Source organism: Microbacterium lacusdiani (assembly GCF_054779895.1).
This window is the reverse complement of the sequence record NZ_BAAGXJ010000003.1, coordinates 77,201-99,933: the sequence shown is the minus strand read 5'-3', so window position 1 is coordinate 99,933 and position 22,733 is coordinate 77,201. Positions and strand designations below refer to the sequence as shown.

The 22,733-nt window shown below is 73.4% G+C and carries 23 protein-coding genes; all 23 read right to left on the bottom strand.

Annotated features, from left to right (window positions below):
* Nucleotides 1-2: 2 nt before the first annotated feature.
* Nucleotides 3-785 (bottom strand): tryptophan synthase subunit alpha, encoded by a 783-nt coding sequence (gene trpA / locus ACYVGN_RS02565; protein WP_460788576.1) that lies wholly within the window; start codon nt 783-785, stop codon nt 3-5.
* Entirely contained in the window at nt 782-2,023 is a 1,242-nt protein-coding gene (trpB, locus tag ACYVGN_RS02560; RefSeq protein ID WP_460788574.1) for a tryptophan synthase subunit beta, read from the bottom strand. The genes trpA and trpB overlap by 4 nt, the downstream gene beginning before the upstream one ends.
* Entirely contained in the window at nt 2,020-2,796 is a 777-nt protein-coding gene (gene trpC, locus ACYVGN_RS02555; protein WP_460789208.1) for an indole-3-glycerol phosphate synthase TrpC, read from the bottom strand. Before trpC ends, trpB begins: the two co-directional genes overlap by 4 nt.
* Nucleotides 2,797-2,798: 2 nt before the next feature.
* Nucleotides 2,799-3,029 (bottom strand): DUF6704 family protein, encoded by a 231-nt coding sequence (locus ACYVGN_RS02550; protein WP_055988280.1) that lies wholly within the window; start codon nt 3,027-3,029, stop codon nt 2,799-2,801.
* Between the two features lie 102 nt (nt 3,030-3,131).
* Nucleotides 3,132-3,722 carry a Trp biosynthesis-associated membrane protein gene (locus tag ACYVGN_RS02545; RefSeq protein WP_460788572.1) on the bottom strand — a complete coding sequence of 197 codons (591 nt, stop codon included), beginning with the start codon at nt 3,720-3,722 and terminating at the stop codon, nt 3,132-3,134.
* Complete coding sequence (gene hisI, locus ACYVGN_RS02540; RefSeq protein WP_460788570.1) at nt 3,719-4,126, bottom strand: phosphoribosyl-AMP cyclohydrolase; 408 nt, start codon at nt 4,124-4,126, stop codon at nt 3,719-3,721. Before hisI ends, ACYVGN_RS02545 begins: the two co-directional genes overlap by 4 nt.
* A complete protein-coding gene (gene hisF, locus ACYVGN_RS02535) occupies nt 4,123-4,884 on the bottom strand; it encodes an imidazole glycerol phosphate synthase subunit HisF (protein ID WP_055988287.1) in 762 nt (253 codons plus the stop codon). Before hisF ends, hisI begins: the two co-directional genes overlap by 4 nt.
* A 2-nt stretch (nt 4,885-4,886) precedes the next feature.
* Nucleotides 4,887-5,726, bottom strand: a complete 840-nt coding sequence (hisG, locus tag ACYVGN_RS02530) for an ATP phosphoribosyltransferase (protein ID WP_055988289.1) — start codon at nt 5,724-5,726, stop codon at nt 4,887-4,889.
* A 40-nt stretch (nt 5,727-5,766) separates the two neighbouring features.
* The gene (locus ACYVGN_RS02525; protein WP_055988291.1) at nt 5,767-6,030 is read right to left on the bottom strand and encodes a phosphoribosyl-ATP diphosphatase; all 264 of its coding nucleotides are present in this window, start codon (nt 6,028-6,030) and stop codon (nt 5,767-5,769) included.
* Nucleotides 6,031-6,257: 227 nt separating this feature from the next.
* A complete protein-coding gene (gene rpe, locus ACYVGN_RS02520) occupies nt 6,258-6,941 on the bottom strand; it encodes a ribulose-phosphate 3-epimerase (protein WP_460788567.1) in 684 nt (227 codons plus the stop codon).
* Nucleotides 6,942-6,949: 8 nt separating this feature from the next.
* The gene (locus ACYVGN_RS02515; RefSeq protein ID WP_460788565.1) at nt 6,950-8,404 is read right to left on the bottom strand and encodes an RsmB/NOP family class I SAM-dependent RNA methyltransferase; all 1,455 of its coding nucleotides are present in this window, start codon (nt 8,402-8,404) and stop codon (nt 6,950-6,952) included.
* Nucleotides 8,401-9,339, bottom strand: a complete 939-nt coding sequence (gene fmt / locus ACYVGN_RS02510; RefSeq protein WP_460789207.1) for a methionyl-tRNA formyltransferase — start codon at nt 9,337-9,339, stop codon at nt 8,401-8,403. The genes ACYVGN_RS02515 and fmt overlap by 4 nt, the downstream gene beginning before the upstream one ends.
* A gap of 65 nt (nt 9,340-9,404) precedes the next feature.
* Entirely contained in the window at nt 9,405-11,399 is a 1,995-nt protein-coding gene (locus tag ACYVGN_RS02505; RefSeq protein ID WP_460788563.1) for a primosomal protein N' family DNA-binding protein, read from the bottom strand.
* A gap of 14 nt (nt 11,400-11,413) precedes the next feature.
* Nucleotides 11,414-12,601: a methionine adenosyltransferase gene (metK, locus tag ACYVGN_RS02500; protein WP_055988297.1), complete on the bottom strand. Its 1,188-nt coding sequence runs from the start codon at nt 12,599-12,601 to the stop codon at nt 11,414-11,416.
* Between the two features lie 90 nt (nt 12,602-12,691).
* On the bottom strand, nt 12,692-12,946 hold the full coding sequence (gene rpoZ, locus ACYVGN_RS02495; RefSeq protein WP_460788561.1) for a DNA-directed RNA polymerase subunit omega: 255 nt from the start codon (nt 12,944-12,946) through the stop codon (nt 12,692-12,694).
* A gap of 77 nt (nt 12,947-13,023) precedes the next feature.
* Nucleotides 13,024-13,944, bottom strand: a complete 921-nt coding sequence (gene gmk / locus ACYVGN_RS02490; RefSeq protein WP_460788560.1) for a guanylate kinase — start codon at nt 13,942-13,944, stop codon at nt 13,024-13,026.
* Nucleotides 13,937-14,806, bottom strand: coding sequence for an orotidine-5'-phosphate decarboxylase (pyrF, locus tag ACYVGN_RS02485; protein ID WP_460788558.1), 870 nt, complete (start codon nt 14,804-14,806; stop codon nt 13,937-13,939). Before pyrF ends, gmk begins: the two co-directional genes overlap by 8 nt.
* Before the next feature lie 13 nt (nt 14,807-14,819).
* Nucleotides 14,820-18,137 (bottom strand): carbamoyl-phosphate synthase large subunit, encoded by a 3,318-nt coding sequence (carB, locus tag ACYVGN_RS02480; RefSeq protein ID WP_460788556.1) that lies wholly within the window; start codon nt 18,135-18,137, stop codon nt 14,820-14,822.
* A complete protein-coding gene (carA, locus tag ACYVGN_RS02475) occupies nt 18,130-19,308 on the bottom strand; it encodes a glutamine-hydrolyzing carbamoyl-phosphate synthase small subunit (RefSeq protein WP_460788554.1) in 1,179 nt (392 codons plus the stop codon). Before carA ends, carB begins: the two co-directional genes overlap by 8 nt.
* Nucleotides 19,308-19,817, bottom strand: coding sequence for a PH-like domain-containing protein (locus tag ACYVGN_RS02470; RefSeq protein WP_055988310.1), 510 nt, complete (start codon nt 19,815-19,817; stop codon nt 19,308-19,310). Before ACYVGN_RS02470 ends, carA begins: the two co-directional genes overlap by 1 nt.
* Complete coding sequence (locus tag ACYVGN_RS02465) at nt 19,814-21,121, bottom strand: dihydroorotase (RefSeq protein ID WP_460788551.1); 1,308 nt, start codon at nt 21,119-21,121, stop codon at nt 19,814-19,816. Before ACYVGN_RS02465 ends, ACYVGN_RS02470 begins: the two co-directional genes overlap by 4 nt.
* A complete protein-coding gene (locus ACYVGN_RS02460; RefSeq protein ID WP_460788549.1) occupies nt 21,118-22,092 on the bottom strand; it encodes an aspartate carbamoyltransferase catalytic subunit in 975 nt (324 codons plus the stop codon). Before ACYVGN_RS02460 ends, ACYVGN_RS02465 begins: the two co-directional genes overlap by 4 nt.
* Nucleotides 22,089-22,661 carry a bifunctional pyr operon transcriptional regulator/uracil phosphoribosyltransferase PyrR gene (gene pyrR / locus ACYVGN_RS02455; protein ID WP_460788547.1) on the bottom strand — a complete coding sequence of 191 codons (573 nt, stop codon included), beginning with the start codon at nt 22,659-22,661 and terminating at the stop codon, nt 22,089-22,091. Before pyrR ends, ACYVGN_RS02460 begins: the two co-directional genes overlap by 4 nt.
* Nucleotides 22,662-22,733 lie beyond the last annotated feature (72 nt).

The following is a 22,733-nucleotide window of genomic DNA, read 5'->3' as shown; positions in this document are numbered from 1 at the left end:
GGTCAGCGCTTCGTGCCGGCGGCGAGCTCGCGCGTCGTGGCGGCGAGCTGCTCGACGCCGCCGTCGCGCAGGGCGCGAACGAGCGCCGTGCCGACGATCGCGCCGTCGGCGTACTCGAGCACGCCCGCGATCTGGTCGGCGGTCGAGATGCCGATGCCCACGCACGCGCGCGCGGCGCCGTGCTCACGCAGGCGCTCGACGAGCGTGCGAGCGGCCGCGTCCAGCTCGGCGCGCTCGCCCGTGATGCCCATGGTCGAGACCGTGTACACGAAGCCCGTGGTGTTGCGCACCACGAGGTCGAGGCGCTCGTCGCTCGAGGTCGGCGCCGCCAGGAATACTCGGTCCAGGCCGGTGCGCTCGCTCGCCGCGATCCACTCGGGCGCCGCCTCGGGGGTGATGTCCGGCGTGATGAGCCCCGCTCCGCCGGCGGCCAGCAGGTCGTCGGCGTAGCGGTCCACGCCGTACTGCACCACGGGGTTCCAGTACGTCATCACCAGCACGGGCACGTCGGTGCGCGCCGTGATCTCGCGCAGCGCGGTGAACAGGTCGCGCGTGCGGAAGCCCGCGGCCAGCGCGGCTTGCGTGGCCTCCTGGATGATCGGGCCGTCCATCACCGGGTCGCTGTAGGGCGGGCCGAGCTCGATGATGTCGACGCCGTTCTCGGCGAGCGCCACGGCCGCGTCGATGCTGGTCTGCAGGTCGGGGTAGCCGACGGGCAGGTACCCGACGAAGGCGCCGCGGCCCTCGGCGTGGGCCTTCGCGATGGCGTCCTCGATGACACTCATGCCTGTGCTCCCTGCGTGCCGTGCTGGTCGGCGGTCTGGGCGTCGTCGTACAGGTCGAAGTACCGCGCCGCCGTGTCCATGTCCTTGTCGCCGCGGCCCGAGAGGCACACCGCGAGGATCGCGTCAGGGCCGAGCTCGCGCCCGATCCGCAGCGCCCCGGCCAGGGCGTGCGCCGACTCGATCGCGGGGATGATGCCCTCCGTGCGGCTCAGCAGCCGCAGCGCCTGCATCGCCTCGTCGTCCGTCGCGGGGATGTACTCCGCGCGGCCGATGGACGCGAGCCACGAGTGCTCCGGGCCGACGCCCGGGTAGTCCAGTCCGGCCGAGATCGAGTGCGACTCGACCGTCTGGCCGTCCTCGTCCTGCAGCACGAAGGTGCGCGCCCCGTGCAGCACGCCGGGGCGGCCGCGCTCGATGGACGCTGCGTGACGCGGGGTGTCGACCCCGTCCCCGGCGGCCTCCACGCCGTACAGGCGGACGCCCTCGTCATCCAGGAACGCGTCGAACATGCCGATCGCGTTCGAGCCGCCGCCCACGCACGCGAGCACGGCGTCGGGAAGGCGGCCCGCGCGCTCCAGCAGCTGCGCGCGCGCCTCCTCCGAGATGATCTTCTGGAAGTCGCGCACCATGGCGGGGAACGGGTGCGGGCCCGCCGCCGTGCCGAAGATGTAGTTGGTCGTCTCGACGCTCGCGACCCAGTCGCGGTACGCCTCGTTGATCGCGTCCTTCAGCGTGCGCGAGCCCGTCTTGACCGCGACGACCTCCGCCCCGAGCAGGCGCATGCGAGCGACGTTGAGCGCCTGGCGCTCGGTGTCGACCTCGCCCATGTAGATCGTGCACTCGAGGCCGAACAGGGCGGCGGCGGTCGCGGTCGCGACGCCGTGCTGGCCGGCGCCGGTCTCGGCGATCACGCGCGTCTTGCCGAGGCGGCGCGTGAGGAGGGCCTGGCCGAGCACGTTGTTGATCTTGTGCGAGCCGGTGTGGTTGAGGTCCTCGCGCTTCAGGAAGATCCGCGCGCCCCCGGCGTGCTCCGCGAACCGCGGCACCTCGGTCAGCGCCGACGGTCGCCCGGCGTAGTCGGCCAGGAGGCCCGACAGCTCGGCCGTGAAGGACGGGTCGGCCATCGCCTCGGCATGAGCGAGGGCGAGCTCGTCGATCGCCGCGATCAGCGACTCCGGCATGAATCGACCGCCGAACTCCCCGAAGAAGGGGCCGGGCTGGTCACGCAGGCTCGTCAAGATCCGGCCTCCAGGAACGCGTTGAGGGTCGCGACGGGATCGCCCGTCACGAGGGCTTCGCCGATCAGGACGACGTCGGCACCGGCGGCGCGGTAGTGCGCGACGTCGGCGGGCTGCAGCACGGCCGACTCCGCGATCTTGATCGCATCCGTCGGGATGCTGTCGGCCAGGCGGCCGAACAGGTCGCGGTCGAGCTCGAAGGTCGACAGGTCGCGCGCGTTCACGCCGATCAGCTTGGCGCCGAGGTCGGCGGCGCGCGCCACCTCGTCGGCCGAGTGGGTCTCGACGAGCGGCGTCATGCCGAGCTCGACGATCATGCCGTAGAGCTCCGCCAGCACCGGCTGCTCGAGCGCGGCGACGATCAGCAGCACGAGGTCCGCGCCCGCGGCGCGCGCCTCCATCACCTGGTACGGCGTGGCGATGAAGTCCTTGCGCAGCACGGGCAGCGACACGGCCGACCGCACCGCCGTCAGGTCCTCCAGGCTGCCCTTGAACCGCCGCTGCTCCGTGAGCACGCTGATGGCGGAGGCGCCGCCCTGCTCGTACAGCCGCGCCTGATGCGCGGGATCCGGGATGGCCGCGAGGTCGCCGCGCGAGGGGCTCGCGCGCTTGACCTCGGCGATGATGCGCACGCGCTCGGCGGGCGCCAGCGCCGCGAGGGCGTCACGGGCGGGCGGCTGCGAGAGGGCGATGCGCTCGACCTCCGCGAGGGGACGGCTGAGCCGGCGGTTCTCCGCGTCCTCCACCGACCCGGCCGTGAGGTCGGCCAGCAGCATCAGTGCGCTTTCGGGGTGTACTTGTGTCCGTTGGCGCCGTAGCCGGCCTTCGTCAGGATCCAGCCCACGACCGCACCGAGGACGAGAAGCCCGACCGAGACCCACACGAGCCAGATGGCGTCGAGGAACAGCGCGACCGTGCCGAGGGCGATCGCCACCAGCATGATGATCACGGCCGTCCACGCGGCGGGCGAGTGTCCGTGGCCGGGGTCGCCGATCTGGTTGCTCATCTCGTGTGTTCTCCTTCGATGCGTGGGACGGGGAAAGTCTATCGGGCCCACCCGGGCGGCTCGGACCCAGGATGGCGCGGGATGCCGTTCAGCGGGCGGCGGTCAGCGTGTGGGGTCGTCGCCCCGGGACAGGTCGTCCCAGGAGTCGATCGCGTCCAGCGGGCCCGCGTCGGAGGCGCGGGTCGCGGCGGCCGCGGCGCCGTCGTAACGGCGTCCTCCCCTGGTCCAGCGGTGCGCCGTGACGAGCACGGCGACGCCGGCGAACCCGATCACGACCGCGCAGACGAGCGTCACGGCCGGCCAGGCCGTGGACGCTGTCGAGAGCACGACCTCGGCGATCGCCTCCTCGCCGGCGAGCCCGGTGCGCTCGGTGACCGCGGGGGCGACCGCCGACGCAGGCGGACGGCCGATCAGGGGCGCCGTGAGCGCGGCGACCGCTGCCGCCACCGCGACGGCCAGGGCCCCGAGGACATACCGCAGCGCGCGGCCGACGAGCGTCAGGACGAGCCCGAGCGCGAGCGCCGTCAGCATCAGGGGCTGCAGGACCGGCACCGCGGTGGCGCCGGGCACCTCGACGTCGCCGTCTGCCAGGGCGGCCAGCGCCCACGTCTGGGTCGAGCCGATCAGCCCGAGCGCGCCGGCCGCGAGGATCGCGACGACGGTGAAGGTCCGTGCGCGGGTGCGCACGCTCATCCGGCCGCCTCGTCGGCGATGCCCGACACCGCGCGCAGATCCCGGTCGAAGCCCTCGCCGTCGTCGAAGCACGCGCGCGTGCCCGTGTGGCAGGCGGGCCCGGTCTGGTCGACCTTGAGCAGCACGGTGTCGCCGTCGCAGTCGATGCGCGCCTCGACGATGCGCTGGATGCTGCCCGACGTGTCGCCCTTGCGCCAGTACTCCTGACGCGACCGCGACCAGTAGGTGACCCGGCCGGTCGTGAGCGTGCGGCGCAGCGCCTCGGCGTCGAGCCAGGCGAGCATCAGCACCTCGTGCGTATCCCACTGCTGGACGATCGCGGGCACCAGGCCGTCGGCGTTGAACGCGACCCGGGCGATCCGCTGCTCGAGCTCGGGGTCCGCGGGCGTGGTCGCCTCGCTCATCGGGTCTCGATCCCCTCCGCGCGCAGCGCGCGCTTGACGTCGTCGATCGTGAGCTGGCCGGAGTGGAAGACGCTGGCCGCCAGCACCGCGTCGGCGCCGGCCTGCACCGCGGGCGGGAAGTGCTCGGGCGCGCCCGCGCCGCCCGAGGCGATCACCGGCACGGTCGACAGCTCGCGCATCAGGCGGATGAGCTCCAGGTCGAAGCCCTGACGCGTGCCGTCGGCGTCGATCGAGTTCACGAGGAGCTCCCCCGCGCCGCGCTCGATCGCCTCGCGCGCCCACGCGAGCGCATCCAGGTCGGTCTCGGTGCGTCCCCCGTGCGTGGTCACGACGAAGCCCGACGGTGTGCGGGGCGAGCGCTTCACGTCGAGGGACAGCACGAGCGCCTGGGCGCCGAAGCGGTCCGCGATCTCGTCGAGGAGCGCCGGCCGCGCGATGGCCGCCGAGTTCACCCCCACCTTGTCGGCACCGACGCCCTGCAGGCGCGCGACGTCGTCGACCGAGCGGACGCCGCCACCCACCGTGAGCGGGATGAAGACCTGCTCGGCCGTGCGCTGCACGACGTCGTACATGGTGGCGCGCGCGTCGACCGTCGCGGTCACGTCGAGGAACGTGAGCTCGTCGGCCCCCTGCTCGAAGTATGCGCGGGCCAGCTCGACGGGGTCGCCCATCTCGCGCAGGTTCTCGAAGTTGACGCCCTTGACGACGCGGCCGTCGGCCACGTCGAGGCACGGGATGACCCGGGTCGCGACGCCCACGGCTACAGCCTCGCGTTGTGGATGGCCGTCACGAGGATCGCGCGCGCGCCCAGCTCGTACAGGTCGTCCATCACGCGGTTGACGCCCTTGCGGGGCACCATCACGCGCACGGCCACCCACTCGGGGTCGCGCAGCGGCGAGATGGTGGGCGACTCGATGCCCGAGGCGATCTCCACCGCGCGGTCGACGAGCTTCGCCGGGAGGTCGTAGTCGACCATGACGTACTGGCGCGCGACCATGACGCCGCGCAGGCGGCGCAGCAGCGTCTCGGTGCCCTCGACGTCCTTGGGGCCCGTGATGAGCACGGCCTCGGACTCGAGCAGCACGGGGCCGAAGATCTCGAGGCCCGCCTGGCGCAGCGTGGTGCCGGTCGACACCACGTCGGCGACCGCGTCGGCGACGCCGAGCTTCACGGCGGACTCGACCGCGCCGTCCAGGGGCACGATGTCGACGGCGACGCCGCGCTCGTCGAGGAACGCGTCCACGAGGCCCGGGTAGGCGGTCGCGACGCGCACGCCCTCGAGCTGCTCGAGCGTCTCGAAGCGGCCGGGAGGGGCCGCGAAGCGGAACGTGGAGTCGCCGAAGCCCAGCGACTCGATCTCGCGCGCGGGCATCCGGACGTCCAGGAGCAGGTCGCGCCCGGTGATGCCGACGTCGAGGGCGCCGAGCGCCACGTAGGTGGCGATGTCCCGCGGACGCAGGAAGAAGAACTCGACGTCGTTCGCGGCGTCGATCAGGTGCAGCTGCTTCGAGTCACGGCGGCCGGCGTAGCCGGCCTCGGCGAGCATCTCGGCGGCGGTCTCGGACAGGGATCCCTTGTTCGGGACGGCGATGCGGAGCATGGGTGCTTTCGGGTGAGGGGTCGACGAGGCGGGGAGCGGCCTACAGATGTCGGTAGACGTCGGCCGGCGTCAGGCCCTTCGCGAGCATCATGACCTGCACGTGGTACAGCAGCTGCGAGATCTCCTCGGCGGCCTCGTCGTCCGACTGGTACTCGGCGGCCATCCAGACCTCGGCGGCCTCCTCGACGATCTTCTTGCCGATGGCGTGCACGCCGGCGTCCAGCTGCGCCACGGTCCCCGATCCCTCGGGCCGCGTCTGCGCCTTCTCGCTCAGCTCGGCGAACAGCGCGTCGAAAGTCTTCACCCGTCAAGGTTACCGGGGATCCGGAGCCCGCTCCGCTCGCACCGGGTCAGTGTCGGCACCACGCCCCCGGCATGCGGCCGTAAGGCGGGTGCAGCCACGTTTCGACTCCGGCTCGTTCCTCGCCTCCGCTCAACGACCGGGCGTTGGACCTCGACCGTCGTGCGAGCGCAGCGAGCGTGGAGCGAAGCGACTGCGCGCGAAGCGCGCCCTCACGCGGGCGTGAGAAATCAATGAAGATGCGGGCGGGCGAGGTGGCGGAGCGTATCGATCGCCACGTCGATGTCGTCGGCGCCGTACACGGCGGATCCGGCGACGAACGTGTCCGCGCCGGCCTCGGCGGCCTGCTCGATGGTCGACGCCGAGATGCCGCCGTCCACCTGGAGCCACACGTCGGCGCCGCGCCGGCGGGTCTCGTCGGCGAGGCGGCGGAGCTTGGGCATCGTGTCGGCGCGGAACGACTGGCCGCCGAAGCCCGGCTCGACCGTCATCACGAGGATCTGGTCGAACTCGTGCAGGTGCTCGAACAGCTGCTCGACGTCGGTCGCGGGCTTCACCGCGACGCCGGCGCGGGAGCCGATGTGCCGCAGCCGCCGGGCCAGCGCGATGGGCTCGGCCGCCGCCTCGAGGTGGAACGTCACCGACGCCGCACCGAGCTCCGCGTATCCCGGCGCCCAGCGGTCGGGGTCGTCGATCATGAGGTGCACGTCGAGCGGCACCGGGCTGGTGTCCTGGATGCGCGCCACCATCTGCGGACCGAAGGTCAGGTTCGGCACGAAGTGGTTGTCCATGACGTCCACGTGCACGAAGTCCGCCGCCGAGATGCGGGCGAGCTCGTCCTGCATGTTGACGAAGTCCGCCGACAGGATGCTCGGGTTGATGCGCGGCGCGGGGAGGTCCGAGGGATGCGGCATGTGGTCCATTATCGGCGGCGGCGCAGGAGCGCCAGGAACATCGCGTCGGTGCCGTGGCGGTGCGGCCACAGCTGCGCATGCCCGGCACCGCTCTCGGGGACCGGCAGGTCGAGCGCGCCGCGCGACACCCGGCGCAGCACCGCCCGCGCGTCGAGCTCCTCGACCGCGTCGCCGAGCTCGTCCCGCACCTGGGCCACGATCGCGGCCGTCTCGGCGAGGTGCGGCGAGCACGTGACATAAGCGACGACGCCGCCCGGCTTCAGGGCGCCGATCGCCTCGCGCAGCAGGCCGGTCTGGATCTCGGCGAGCTCCGCGACGTCCGACGGCTGCTTGCGCCAGCGCGCCTCGGGGCGGCGGCGCAGCGCGCCGAGCCCCGTGCACGGCGCGTCGACGAGGATCCGGTCGTAGACGCCGCGATTCTCGGCGGCCAGCTCGCGTCCGTCGCGCTCGTGCACGACGACCTCGAGCGGCACCGCCTCCAGCGCGCGCCGCACCAGGCCCGCGCGGGCCGGCACGAGCTCGTTGGCCTCGAGCCGCGCGCCGTGTGCGAGCGCCTCGGCCGCGAGCAGGGCCGTCTTACCGCCGGGGCCGGCGCAGAGATCCAGCCACCGCTCCCCCGGCTCGACCGGCGCGTGCCGGCTGAGCGCGAGCGCGACGAGCTGCGAGCCCTCGTCCTGCACGCGCACGGTGCCGCCCGACTCCCGCACCAGCGGCTCGGGGTCGCCCGAGCGCAGCCGGAAGCCCACGGGCGAGTACGCGGTGCGGAGCCCGTCAGGCTCGGCGAGCCCCGGCAGCGCCGCCATGGTCACGCGGGGCGACACGTTGTCGGCATCGAGCAGGTCGTCGAGCTCGTCCGCGCGTCCCTCGGCCGCGAGGGCGCGGCGCAGCGCGCGGACGATCCAGACCGGGTGCGCGGCCTCGAGGCCGATGCGCTCGTCGTCGGAGCGCGCGGTGTCCGCGACCCGCGCCATCCACTCGTCCGGCGTGTCGCGGGCGACGCGCCGGAGCACCGCGTTCGCGAAGCCCCCCGCGCCCGCGCCCGAGGCCTCGCGGGCGAGCGACACCGACTCGTTCACGGCCGCGTGCGACGCGACGCGCGTGGCCATGAGCTGATGCACCCCGAGGCGCAGCGCGTCCAGCACGGGCGGGTCGATCGACGCCGCGTCGCGGTCCGCCGCCGCGGCGATCACGGCGTCGTAGGTGCCGAGGCGCCGCAGCGTTCCGTACGTCAGCTCCGTCGCGAGCGCGGCGTCGCCGCCCGACAGGCCGGCGCGCTCCAGCTCGCGCGGCAGCAGCAGGTTGGCGTACGCGTCGGATTCGTTCACGGCGCGCAGCACCGCGTAGGCGGCGCGACGCGCGGGCTGGACGACCGTGCGCGGTCCGCCGGGTGCGCGGCGGGGCCGCGCGGAACCGGGCGCGGACCGGCGGGGGCGCGCGCCTCCGTCGCGGTGCTCGACCATCATCGGTTCGCCTCGGGCGTCTCGAAGACGACGTCGGCGCGCGCGCCGCGCGCCCAGGCGGCGGCGTCCATCGCGGCCTTGCCCGCGGGCTGCACGCGCTCCACCAGGATCGGCTCGGTGCCCGTGCCGACCAGCACGCCGCGCTTCACCGCCCGCGCCCGGCCGGGCGGCAGCGGCTCGTCCGCGTCCGCGTCCGCCGGCCGCGCCGCGAGGATCTTGAAGCGCGCTCCGTCGAGCAGCGTGTGCGCGCCCGGCTCGGGGGTCACGCCCCGGAACCGGTCGAGGACGCGGTCCGCGGGCTCGCGCCAGTCGAGCAGGCCGTCGTCGATCGACAGCTTGGCGGCGTGCGTCGCCTCGCCCTTCTGTGGCACCGCGACCGCCGTTCCGGCCGCGATGCCGTCGACGACGTCGGCGAGGAGCCCCCCTCCGAGATCCGCGAGCGCCTCGAGCACATCGCCCGCCGTGGCGTCCGCGGGCACGTCGTAGCGCAGCTCGTCGAACACGTCCCCGGCGTCCAGCTCCGGGACGAGCCGGAACACTGCGGCCCCCGTCACGCGGTCGCCGGCCATGAGCGCCCGCTGCACCGGCGCCGCCCCGCGCCAGCGCGGCAGCAGCGAGAAGTGCAGGTTGATCCAGCCGTGCGGCGGCAGCGAGAGCAGCGGCTCGCGCACCAGCCCGCCGTAGGCGACCACGACCGCGAGCTCCGGGTCCAGCGCCGCGATCCGCTCCGTCGCCTCGGCGTCGAGCCGGGCCGCCTTGATCACGGGCAGGCCGAGCTCCTCCGCGGCGGCCGCGACGGGTGACGGGGTGAGCACGCGCTTGCGTCCGAGGGGCGCATCGGGGCGGGTCACGACCGCGGCGATGTCGTGGCCGGCGGCGTGGAGGGCGTGCAGCGACGGCACCGCCACCGACGGGGTCCCGGCGAACACGATCCTCAGCCGCGGAGCTCGTCGATCAGTGGTCATCCGCATCCCTCGCCTCGCGCGCCACGGAGCAGGCGCATTCACAGTTCGGGCTCGACGATGTCGAGCCTCGCCGTAAGCATATTCCGCGGCGCCCGGGACCTCGCCGAGCCCTTGCGCGCCGAGCGCGCGCTCACGGCCTCCGAGACGACCGACGCGCGCAGGCTGGTCGCGACCGCGGCGCCTCGCGCGTAGTCGAAGCGCACCAGCGCACGCGCGCCGGGCCAGCCCTGCCGGTCGATCGGCACCGGCCCGAGCACGGCGTCGGCGGCGAGCTCGGGCACGTCGGCCCGCAGGGTGGCGAGCGCCCGGTCGACCGCCGAGACGTCGCCCTCGAGGCGGGCCACGCGCGCGGTGGGCGGCATCCGCAGCGGCGCGCGCTCGTGCAGCTCGGCGCGCGCGTAGGACGCCTGGGTCCAGGTCGCGAGGGCGCGGGCGACCGCGCCGGTGACGCCCACCAGGTGCACGGGGGCGTCCGGCGCCGCCAGGGCGGCGGCATTGGACCACCAGCGCAGGCAGGACTCGCCGATGCGGAGCTCGGGCGCCTGCAGCATGCGGTCGCCGTCGAGCAGCAGCACGGCGCGGTACCCGCCCTCGGCGATCGGCTCCGCCCCGCGCGTGGCGACCACCAGCGCGGGGCGGGCGTCGACCTCGCGCACCGGGTGCGCGCCGTCGGCCACGATCACGCGCACGCCCGGGAAGGCGCGACCCAGCTCGTCGGCCGTGCGCTCGCTGCCCGAGGATGCCAGGCGCACGCGCGGCGACGAGCAGGCCGGGCACGTCCAGGCGGTCGCCGACCGGCCGCACCACCCGCACACGGGAGTGGCGCCGCGCCCGGGCGCGTGGAGCGGCCCGCCGCAGTGCCGGCATCGCGCCGGCGCCCGGCAGTCGGCGCACACGAGCGTGGGCGAGTACCCGGGCCTGGCCACCTGCACGAGGACCGGCCCCTCGGCGAGCCCCTCGCGGGCCGCGCGGAACGCCGCGGACGGGATGCGCGCACCGGGCCGCTCGCTCTCCGTCACCGCGCTGAGGACCACGCGCGGCGCGTAGCGGCGCGCGGGCGGGACGTCCTCGACCCATCCCACCGCGACCAGCCGCTCGACGTCCGTCGACCTGGTGTGCCCCGCGAGAAGAAGCGCCGGCTTCTCCCCCGTCTCCGGGTCCGCGAGCTCCTGGCGGACGAGCGCGGCGTCGCGCGCGTGCACGTACGGCGCCAGCGGCTCCTCGAGCAGCGGATCGCCGTCGTCCCAGAGGGCGAGGAGGCCCGGCCGGGCGACCGGCGCGTACACGGCCGACCGGTTGCCGACCACGACGCACGGCGCGTCCTCCAGCGTGCGCAGGAATCCGCGGTACCGCTCGGGCCCGGTCTGTCCGGCGTCGTGACGCACCACGGCGTCGTCCGGGAGCAGCGCCGAGAGCGCGGCGTGCAGCAGGTCGAGATCCCGGTGATCGGGAACCGCCAGCACGGCCGAGCGTCCCGCCGCGAGCGTGGCGGCCGCCGCGGCTGCGAGGACCGAGGTCCATGCCGGCCGCGCGCCCTCGAGCCGCGGCGGCGCGTCCAGCGCGATCCGCCCGCCCGCGGCGATCCTTTCGGCGAGGCCGGGGTAGGCGCCGAGCACCGCGCGAGCCGTCTCGAGGGAGTCCGCCGCGACGACCGGGGCCGGCGCGCGCTCCCCCGCGAGCCACTGCTTCTCGACGCGCACCTGGCGCTTCGGGGTCGCCAGCCGCAGGATGTCGACGGCGGAGCCCGCCGCGCGATCCGCGACCCGGCGCGCGAGCGTGTAGAGCCGCTCCGGCAGCACCGCCGCCGTCGATACGACCGCGTCGATCTCCGAGAGCGCGCGGTCCCCGTCGGACTCGTCGCCCACCTCGACGACGTAGCCGTCGACCACGCGCCCCGCGGTGCGCAGCGGCGCCTTGATCCGCACGCCCGGCACGGCCTGCTCCCGCAGCTCGTCCGGGATCGCGTAGTCGAAGAGGCGATCGAGCTGCGGCAGGGGCGAGTCGATCAGCACGCGCGCGACGCGCCGCGGCATCCGGCTGTCTCCGGTCAGAGCCCGGCGGCGCGGCGCAGCTCGTCGACCCGCGTGGTCTGCTCCCACGTGAAGTCCGGCAGCTCGCGTCCGAAGTGCCCGTACGCCGCGGTCTGCGCGTAGATCGGGCGCTTCAGATCCAGCGCCTCGAGGATCGCGGCGGGGCGCAGGTCGAACACCGACCGGATCGCGTCGACGATCGCGTCGTCGGAGACGCGGCCCGTGCCGAAGGTCTCGACGTACAGGCCCACGGGGTTCGCCTTGCCGATCGCGTACGCGACCTGCACCTCGAGCCGATCGGCCAGGCCCGCGGCGACCGCGTTCTTGGCGACCCAGCGCATCGCGTAGGCCGCCGAGCGGTCGACCTTGGAGGGGTCCTTGCCGCTGAACGCGCCGCCGCCGTGACGCGCGGCGCCGCCGTAGGTGTCGATGATGATCTTGCGGCCCGTGAGGCCCGCGTCGCCCTTGGGGCCGCCGGTCACGAAGGGGCCCGCCGGGTTGATGTAGAGCTTGACGCCCTCGTGGTCGAGGCCGGTCTGCTCGAGCACCGGGCGGATGACGAGCTCCTCGATCTCGCCACGCAGCTCGTCCTGGGTCATCTTCGGGTGGTGCTGCGCCGAGATCACGACCCCGTCGACGGTCTTGGGCGTGAAGCCCTCGTAGCCGAGCGTGACCTGGGTCTTGCCGTCGGGCCGCAGGAACGGCATCTCGCCGTTGCGCCGCACCTCGGTCAGCCGCTCCGCCAGGCGGTGCGCGGTCCAGGCGGCCATCGGCATGAGCTGCGGCGTCTCGTTCGTCGCGAAGCCGAACATGATGCCCTGGTCCCCCGCGCCGAGCGCGTCGTACGCGTCGGACGAGCCCTCGCGGATCTCGAGGGCCTTGTCGACTCCCGCGGCGATGTCGCTCGACTGCTCGCCGACCGAGACGCTCACACCGCACGAGTCGCCGTCGAAGCCCATGTCGCTCGACGTGTAGCCGATGCGGTTGATGACGCCGCGGACGATCGCCGGGATCTCGACGTACGCCTCCGTGCGGATCTCGCCCGCGACGTGCACGAGGCCGGTCGTGACGAGGGTCTCGACCGCCACGCGGCTCTCGGCGTCCTGCGCCAGCAGACCGTCGAGGATGCTGTCGGAGATCTGGTCGCAGATCTTGTCCGGGTGCCCCTCCGTCACGGACTCTGACGTGAAAAGCCGAAGGCTCATGTGCTCTCCTCAAATGAAAGGCGGTCGCCGCCTATTCTGGCGGCGCCCGCCGACACCGTGCGGTCCTCGGCGCGGAGCGCGAGTGTGCTGTTACTCCACGTGACGCAGGCGCAGCTTGTCCTGGTGGATCTCGTGCAGCGCGATCGTGAGCGGCTTGTCCTCGACCGACGAGTCGACCAGCGGGCCGACGTTGTCGAACAGGTTCCCCTCGTGCAGGTCGGTGTAGTAGTCGTTGATCTGGCGGGCGCGCTTGGCGCCGTAGATCACGAGCTGGTACTTCGAGTCGACCTTGTCGAGCAGCTCGTCGATGGGCGGGTCGATGATGCCCTTGTTCTCCGTGGTCATGCGGAACCTCCTGTGCGGGCGACGGCAGTCGCGGGAAGACGGTCGGGGCCGGGCGCGGCCGCGTGGGCACGCGGCGATCAGCGCTCGGACGCCTGCGTCAAGTCTACGACCTGGCGCGCGGCGGTGGCGACGTCCTCGTTCACGATGTGGAAGTCGAACTCCCCCTGCGCCGCGAGCTCCACCTTGGCGGTGCGCAGCCGGCGGGCGCGCTCCTCCTCGTCCTCGGTGCCGCGACCGACGAGCCGGTTGACCAGCTCGTCCCAGCTCGGGGGCAGCAGGAACACCAGCGACGCGCTCGGCTCGGCGGCGCGCACCTGGCGGGCGCCCTGCAGGTCGATCTCGAGCAGGACGGTGCGCCCCTCCGCCAGCGCGCGGTCGATCGGGCCGCGCGGCGTGCCGTAGCGGTGCTTGTTGTGCACCACCGCGTGCTCGAGAAGCTCGCCCTCCGCGATCATCCGGTCGAACTCGGCGTCGTCCACGAAGTAGTAGTGCACGCCGTCGACCTCACCCGGGCGCGGCGCGCGGGTCGTCGCCGACACCGAGACCAGGATCTCGGGGTGCTCCTCGCGGATGCGGGCCGAGACCGTGCCCTTGCCGACCGCGGTCGGACCGGCGAGCACGAGCAGCCGGCTGCGAGCGGGCCGCGGCCGCGGCTCGGGCATGCGGCGGTCGAGCCACTCCTGCAGCGCGGCGCGCTGCCGCGTGCCGAGGCCGCCCAGGCGCTTGACGGGCGAGATGCCCAGCTGGGTCAGGATGCGGTCGCGCTTGCCCTCGCCGATGGCCGGCAGGGCCGTCAGGAAGTCCGGCACGCGCAGGGTGCCGGCGGGCGACGCCGGATCGGCGACCGCGCGGCGCAGCACCTCCTGCGGCGTGACGACACGGGTCGCGAGGTCGCGCTTGAGCGACGCGCGGGCGCGTCGGGCGGCGACGGCCTTGCGCGAGGCGGCGGCGCGGTCCACCTCCGGCGGCCGCTGCGAGCTCGGTGCGGCGTCAGACATCGGGGGTCTCCCCTCGGGCGGGTGACGGGGCGGCGGGCGGGTAGGAGGCGGCGGCCGCGGCGATCGCGTCGGCGATCCCGTCGGGTCCGGCCGACAGGATGCTGCGGCTCTCGCTCGCGATCACGGCGGGCGCCATGGGCCCGTAGATGGAGGCGAGCCGATCAGCGCGCGCGCCCTGGTGGCCGAAGCCGGGCGCGAGGATCGGGGCGAGCGGCGCGAACGGCGCGAGGCCCGCCTCGGCCCAGTCGACCGTGGCGCCGATCACGAACCCGATGCTCCCCCACGCGCCGTCGGCGATCGCGGCCGCGTTGCGGTCCGACACCTCGGCGACGATCTCGGACGACACCGTGGCGCCGCCGGCCGTGACGGCGCGCTGCAGCGCGGTCGCCTCGGGGTTGCTGGTCGCGGCCAGCACGAAAGCGCCCTTGCCGTGGGCGTGCGCGAGGTCGAAGGTGCCCGCCAGGGCGCCGACCCCGAGGTAAGGGCTCACGGTGAGCGCGTCCGCCTCGAGCGGCGCGCCGGGCGTCAGCCACGCCGCGGCATAGGCGTCCATGGTCGAGCCGATGTCGCCGCGCTTGGCGTCCGCGATCACCACGAGCCCGGCCGCACGCGCGGCCGCCAGGACGTCTTCGAGGGCCGCGAGCCCCGCCGATCCGTGGCGCTCGAAGAACGACACCTGCGGCTTCACGAAGCCCGCGCGCGTCGCGGCGGCATCCACGACGCGCAGGCCGAACTCGCGCACGCCCGCGGCGTCCGCGGCCAGCCCCCACGCCGCCAGCAGAGGCTCGTGGGGGTCGATGCCGACGCAGAGGTGCCCGTGCCGCCCGATCGCGGCGCGGGCGCGCTCCCCGAACGTCGTCACAGCCGTCCCCGGATCATCGGGCCGCCACCGCCTCCGGCGCGGCGGCCGTCCGGCCCTCGCGCTCGGCGGCGTACTCCTGGAGGCTCTTGACGCGGAAGCCGTCGGCCATGGTCTCCATGGCGCTCACCGCGGCGCCGAGCGTCGCGATCGTGGTGAACAGCGCCTTGTCGCCGCCGACCGCGGCCGCGCGGATCTCGTATCCGTCGGCGCGCGCCGACATGCCGCTCGGCGTGTTCACGATCATGTCCACGCGGCCCGCGTTGATCAGGTCGACGATGTTCTCCTCGCCGGTCTCCTGCGTCGCGCTGTACTTGCCCACGACCTCGGCGCGGATGCCGTTGCGCAGCAGGATCTCGGCCGTGCCCTCCGTCGCGAGGATCGTGAAGCCGAGCTGCTGCAGGCGGTGCGCCGGGAGCAGCACGTCCCGCTTGTCGGAGTCGGCGACCGAGATGAACACCGTGCCCCCGAGCGGGATGCCGCCGTACGCGGCCGCCTGGCTCTTCGCGAACGCGGTCGGGAAGTCGCGGTCGATGCCCATGACCTCGCCGGTCGAGCGCATCTCCGGGCCCAGCACGGAGTCCACGATCTGGCCGTCGCGGGTGCGGAAGCGCTTGAACGGCAGCACCGCCTCCTTGACCGACACCGGCGAGTCCATCGGCACGCGGGAGCCGTCGACCGCGGGCAGCAGCCCCTCGGTCCGCAGCGCGTCGATCGTCTCGCCCGCCATGATGCGCGCGGCGGCCTTGGCGAGCGGGATGCCCAGGGCCTTGGACACGAACGGGACGGTGCGGCTGGCGCGCGGGTTCGCCTCGATCACGTAGAGCACGCCGGCGCTGATCGCGAACTGCACGTTCAGCAGGCCGCGCACGCCCACGCCCTGCGCGATCGCGAGCGTCGCCTGGCGGACGCGGTCGATCTCGGTGCGGCCGAGCGACATGGGCGGCAGCGCGCAGCTGGAGTCGCCCGAGTGGATGCCGGCCTCCTCGAGGTGCTCCATGACGCCGCCGATGTAGAGCTCGTGGCCATCGTAGAGCGCGTCGACGTCGATCTCCACGGCGTCGTCGAGGAACCGGTCCACGAGCAGCGGGGCGTCGGGGCCGATGATCGCGTGCTCCGCGATGCGCACGAAGTAGTCGCGCAGGCTCGCGGTGTCGTACACGATCTCCATGCCGCGCCCGCCGAGCACGAAGCTCGGGCGCACCAGCACCGGGTAGCCGATCTCCTCGGCGATGCGCACGGCCTCGGCCTCGTCGGTCGCGGTGCCGTTGCGCGGAGCGACGAGCTCGCCGCGCTCCAGGATCTCGCCGAACAGCTTGCGGTCCTCGGCGAGGTCGATCGCGGCGGGGCTGGTGCCGAGGATGCGATAACCCGCCGCCTCGATGCCCTTGGCCAGGCCCAGCGGCGTCTGGCCGCCCAGCTGGCACACGACGCCGTGGATCTCGCCCGACAGCGACTCGGCGTGCAGCACCTCGAGCACGTCCTCGAGCGTCAGCGGCTCGAAGTACAGGCGGTCGGAGGTGTCGTAGTCGGTCGAGACGGTCTCGGGGTTGCAGTTGACCATGACGGTCTCGTAGCCGGCGGCCGAGAGCGCGAACGACGCGTGCACGCACGAGTAGTCGAACTCGACGCCCTGGCCGATGCGGTTCGGGCCCGATCCGATGATCACGACCTTCTTGCGGTCGGAGGGCGTGACCTCGGTCTCGAAGTCGTAGCTCGAGTAGTGGTACGGCGTGAGCGCGGGGAACTCCCCGGCGCACGTGTCGACCGTCTTGTAGACGGGGCGCAGGCCGAATCCGTGGCGGATTCCGCGGACCTCGACCTCGCTCAGGCCGCGCAGCTGCGCGATCTGGGCGTCCGAGAAGCCGTGCTCCTTCGCGAGGCGCAGCACGCGCTCGTCGAGCCGGTCGGCGTCGGCGACCGCCTCGGCGACCTCGTTGATCAGCACGATCTGGTCGAGGAACCACGGGTCGATCGCGGTGGCCTCGAACGCCTGCTCGACCGTGGCGCCCTTGCGCAGCGCCTGCTGCACGAGCACGATGCGGCCGTCTGTGGGCGTGCGCGCCTCGAGCAGCAGCTCGTCGGCCGAGCGGGGCTCGTCGCCCCAGTGGAAGCTCGAGCCGCGCTTCTCGATCGAGCGCAGCGCCTTCTGCAGCGCGGTCGCGTAGTTGCGGCCGATCGCCATGGCCTCGCCGACCGACTTCATGGTCGTGGTGAGCGTCGGGTCCGCCGCCGGGAACTTCTCGAACGCGAAGCGCGGCACCTTCACCACGACGTAGTCGAGCGTGGGCTCGAACGACGCGGGCGTCACGCCCGTGATGTCGTTGGGAACCTCGTCGAGGCGGTAGCCGAGCGCGAGCTTGGCGGCGAGCTTGGCGATCGGGAAGCCCGTGGCCTTCGACGCGAGCGCCGACGAGCGCGACACGCGGGGGTTCATCTCGATGACGATGATGCGGCCGTCGGCCGGGTTGACGGCGAACTGGATGTTGCAGCCGCCGGTGTCGACGCCCACCGCGCGGATGATGTCGATGCCGATGTCGCGCAGCTTCTGGTACTCGCGGTCCGTGAGCGTGAGCGCCGGTGCGACCGTGATCGAGTCGCCGGTGTGGACACCCACCGGGTCGACGTTCTCGATCGAGCAGACCACGACCGTGTTGTCGGCCGTGTCGCGCATGAGCTCGAGCTCGTACTCCTTCCAGCCGAGGATCGACTCCTCCAGGAGCACCTCGGTGGTGGTCGACTCGCGCAGGCCCTGGCCGGCGATGCGGCGCAGGTCCTCCTCGTCGAACGCGAAGCCCGAGCCGAGGCCGCCCATCGTGAACGAGGGGCGGACGACCAGCGGGTAGCCGAGCTCGGCGGCCCCGGCGAGCACCTCGTCCATGGTGTGGGCGATCACGCTGCGCGCGACGTCGGCGCCGGCGTCGAGCACCAGCTGCTTGAAGATCTGGCGGTCCTCGCCCTTCTGGATCGCCTCGACCTTCGCGCCGATCAGCTCGACGTCGTACTTCTCGAGGATGCCGCGCTCGTGCAGGGCCATGGCGGCGTTGAGCGCCGTCTGGCCGCCCAGCGTCGGCAGGATCGCGTCGGGCTTCTCCTTGGCGATGATCGTCTCGATCACCTCGGGGGTGATCGGCTCGATGTACGTCGCGTCGGCGAAGTCGGGGTCGGTCATGATCGTGGCCGGGTTCGAGTTCACGAGGATGACGCGGACGCCCTCCTCGCGCAGCACGCGGCACGCCTGGGTGCCCGAGTAGTCGAACTCGCAGGCCTGACCGATGACGATCGGGCCCGATCCGATGACGAGGACGGAGGAGATGTCGTCGCGCTTAGGCATTCGCGTCCTTCTTGCTGAGGTGCTCCACGACCATGTCGCGGAATCGGTCGAAGAGGTAGTTGGCGTCGTTCGGGCCGCCCGCGGCCTCGGGGTGGTACTGCACCGAGAAGGCCGGGATGTCGAGGGCGCGCAGGCCCTCCACGACGTTGTCGTTGAGGCCGACGTGGCTGACCTCGACGCGGCCGTAGCCGGCGGGGCTGTCGAACTCGCCCTCGAGGGGCGCGTCGACCGCGAAGCCGTGGTTGTGGGCCGTGATCTCGACGCGACCCGTGAGCTTGTCGCGCACCGGCTGGTTGATGCCGCGGTGCCCGAAGGGCAGCTTGTAGGTGCCCAGCCCGAGCGCGCGGCCGAGGAGCTGGTTGCCGAAGCAGATGCCGAAGAAGGGCAGGCCCTCGTCGAGGACGCCGCGCAGCAGCTGCACGTGGCCCTCGGACGCGGCGGGGTCGCCCGGGCCGTTGGAGTAGAACACCGCGACCGGGTCGATCGCGAGCAGCTCCTCCTTGGTGACGCTCTGCGGCAGGACGTGCACCTCGAAGCCGCGGCGCGCGAGGTTGTTCACGGTGGCCTGCTTGATGCCGAGGTCGATCACCGCGACGTTGCCGATCTTCTCGCCCTCGGCGGGGGTCACGGCGGCGACCTCGACCGACACCTGGCCGGAGAGGTTCTGTCCGGTCATCTGCGGGGCCTCGTTCACGAGGCGCAGCTGCTCGTCGGCGTCCAGGCCCGCGGCCTCGCCCGAGAAGATGCCGCCGCGCATGCTGCCGGCCGAGCGGATGTGGCGCGTGACCGCGCGCGTGTCGATGCCGCTGATGCCGACGATGCCGTCGCGCTCGAGGGCGTCGTCGAGCGACTCCTCCGCGCGCCAGTTCGAGACGACGCGCGAGGGGTCGCGCACGATGTAGCCGGCGACCCAGACGCGGCGCGACTCGGGGTCCTCCGTGTTGACGCCGGTGTTGCCGATGTGGGGCGCGGTCTGGAGCACGATCTGGCCGGCGTAGGACGGATCCGTCAGGGTCTCCTGGTAGCCGGTCATGCCGGTGGTGAAGACCACCTCGCCGAGCGTGGTGCCGCGCGCGCCGTACGCGTGGCCGGCGTAGCGCGTGCCGTCTTCGAGGACGAGGACCGCAGGGTCCCGGTCCAGCAGCGAAGTGCGGTCGAGCAGGGATGTCATCACAGGGCTCCCGTCGGGGTGGAGGCGGAGTCGGTGCGCAGGCGGTCGACCTCGGCCACGAGGGCGTCGGGGTCTCCGTCCTGCAGACGCAGGTAGGTGTCGCAGATCGTGCCGTCGTCGGCGGTCCAGGCCAGCAGCACGAGGCCGCCCGGCTCGACGACGCGGTCGATGGTCCAGGTGGCCCGGCCGACGCCCGCGATGCGCGTCGCGTCGAGGAAGACCGTGGGTTGGCCCGGCATGTCCAGGGCGACGCCCGCGGCCGTCACGGTGACCTGCACGCGCGAGCGGTACGCGAGGTGGCGCACGGCCAGCCGGTCGAGCGGCGCATCGTGGCGCGTGGTGGCCACGTACAGGCCGCCGAAGACCCCGCGGCTCTCGCCGCGGGCGGGCCCGAGCGGCGCCGCGATGCCCGCGTCGCGGCGGGCGCGACGGCGCCAGCCGCACAGCATCAGCGCGATCAGCGCGAGCGCGATCCCGGCGAACACCAGGACGGTGACCTCGCCGCTCACGCGGTGCCCCCGAGCTCGACCAGCTCGCCGTCGGCGAGCGTGACGTAGCCGCGGTGGATCGTCCACCGGACGCTGCCGGGGAGCTCGCGTCCGAGATACGGCGAGTTGCGGCTGCGGCCGCGCAGGTCCTCGAGGCCGAACTCGCCGCCGCGCGACGGGTCGTACAGCACGACCTCGGCGGGCGCGCCGGCGACCAGGTCGGTGCCGTGACCGTCGAGGCGTCCGATGCGCGCGGGGGTCTTGGACATCACGCGCGCGACGCCCGCCCAGTCGAGCAGGCCGGTCTCGACCATCGACTGGTGCACGACCCGCAGCGCGCTCTCGAGCCCGACCATGCCGTTCGCGGCGGCCTGCCACTCGCACGCCTTGCTCTCGGACGGATGCGGTGCGTGGTCGGTCGCCACGATGTCGATCGTGCCGTCCGCGAGGCCCTCGCGCACAGCCTCGACGTCCTCGGCGGTCCGCAGCGGCGGGTTGACCTTGTAGCGGGCGTCGTAGTCGCGCACGAGCTCGTCGGTCAGCAGCAGGTGATGCGGCGTGACCTCGGCCGTGACGTCGATCCCGCGCTTCTTCGCCCAGCGGATGATGTCGACCGATCCGGCCGTCGACAGGTGGCACACGTGCAGGCGGGAGCCGACGTGTTCGGCGAGGAGCACGTCGCGGGCGATGATCGACTCCTCGGCGACCGCGGGCCATCCGGCGAGACCCAGCTCGGCCGACACGACGCCCTCGTTCATCTGGGCGCCCTCGGTGAGGCGGGGGTCCTGCGCGTGCTGCGCGACGACGCCGTCGAAGGCCTTCACGTACTCGAGCGCGCGGCGCATGATCAGCGGGTCCCACACGCAGAAGCCGTCGTCGCTGAAGACGCGCACCCGGGCGCGCGAGTCGGCCATCGCGCCGAGCTCCGCGAGCCGCTCGCCCTTCTGGCCGACCGTGACCGCGCCGATGGGCTGCACCGTGGCGTAGCCGGCCGCCTCGCCGAGCGCGAGCTCCTGCTCGACGACGCCCGCGACGTCCGCGACCGGCGAGGTGTTCGGCATCGCGAACACCGCCGTGTAGCCGCCCGCGGCGGCCGCGCGCGTGCCGGTCAGGATCGTCTCGCTCGCCTCGTAGCCCGGCTCGCGCAGGTGGGTGTGCAGGTCGACCAGGCCTGGCAGCGCGATCAGCCCGTCGGCGTCGATCACGCGCGCGCCGGCGCGGGACAGGCCGCTGCCGACCTCGGCGATCCGGCCGTCCTCGATCAGCAGGTCCGCACGGTCCCCGCCCTCGATCGCCGCTCCGGTGATGAGGAGCACCTCGCTCATCGCTCCTCCTCCGTCGTTCGCTCCGCGTTCGTCCGCTCCCCCGCCAGCAGCAGGTAGAGCACCGCCATCCGCACGGACACGCCCGCCTTGACCTGCTCGAGCACGGTCGAGCGGGGCGAATCGGCCGCCTCGGCGGAGATCTCCAGGCCCCGGTTCATGGGTCCGGGGTGCATCACAATGCTACCGGCCGGCAGGGCCGCCAGCCGCACCGGGTCCAGCCCCCAGCGGCGCGAATACTCCCGCTCAGAGGGGAAATACGCGGCGTTCATGCGCTCGAGCTGGATCCGGAGCATCATCAGGGCGTCCGGGCCGGCGGCGATCGCCTCGTCGAGGTCGTACCGCACGGTGACGGGCCACAGCGAGATGTCCTGCGGCAGCAGGGTCGGAGGGGCGACGAGCGTCACCTCCGCCCCCAGCGTGTGCAGCAGCCAGACGTTCGAGCGCGCGACGCGGGAGTGCAGGATGTCCCCCACGATCGCGACGCGGAACCCCGCGAGGTCGCGGCCGCGGCTGTCGGCCCCGTACCGGCGCTTGCGCATGGTGAACGCGTCGAGCAGCGCCTGCGTGGGGTGCTCGTGCGTGCCGTCGCCGGCGTTCACGACACCAGCGTCGATCCATCCGCTCGTCGCGAGCGTGCGCGGGGCGCCCGACGCGCCGTGCCGGATGACCACGGCGTCGGCGCCCATCGCCTGCAGCGTCTGGGCGGTGTCCTGCAGGCTCTCGCCCTTGGACACGCTCGAGCCCTTGGCCGCGAAGTTGATCACGTCGGCCGAGAGTCGCTTCGCGGCGGCCTCGAACGAGATGCGCGTGCGGGTCGAGTCCTCGAAGAACAGGTTGACGACGGTCTTGCCGCGCAGCGTCGGCAGCTTCTTCACCTCGCGGGACTGCGTATCGGCCATGTCCTCGGCGACGTCGAGGATGCGGATCGCGTCCTCCCGCCCGAGCGTGCGGGTGTCGAGCACGTGCCTCATGCGCCGGCCTCCTCGGCCCGGCCGGCGGGCGTCTCGATCGAGACGCCGTCCTCGGCGCCGTCGACCTCGGAGAGGCGCACGTTGACGCGCTCGCTGCGGGCGGACGGCAGGTTCTTGCCGACGAAGTCGGGGCGGATCGGCAGCTCGCGGTGCCCACGGTCCACGAGGATCGCGAGGCGCACGGCGGCGGGGCGTCCGATGTCCTGCAGCGCGTCGAGCGCCGCGCGGATGCTGCGGCCCGAGAACAGCACGTCGTCCACCAGGACCACGACCTTGCCGTCGATCGGGGCAGGGATGTCGGTGGGGTGCGGCGTGCGCGTCGGGTGCTTCGCCAGGTCGTCGCGGTACATCGTGACGTCCAGGGCGCCCACCGGGACCGCGACGCCCGCGAAGCGCTCGATCAGCGCGGCGAGCCGGCGGGCCAGGGTGACGCCGCGGGTCGGGATGCCCAGCAGGATCAGACCATCGGGGCCCTTGTTGGACTCGAGGATCTCGTGTGCGATCCGAGTCAGGGCCCGCGCGATGTCGGCGTCTTGCAGCACAGTGCGTTCGGTCGCGCGCGTGCTCATCGGCCTCTCCCTTCTCCGCCTCACGGGACGGTGTTAAAGGTGCAGGTGAGTTCATCTTACAGCTCGCTTCGC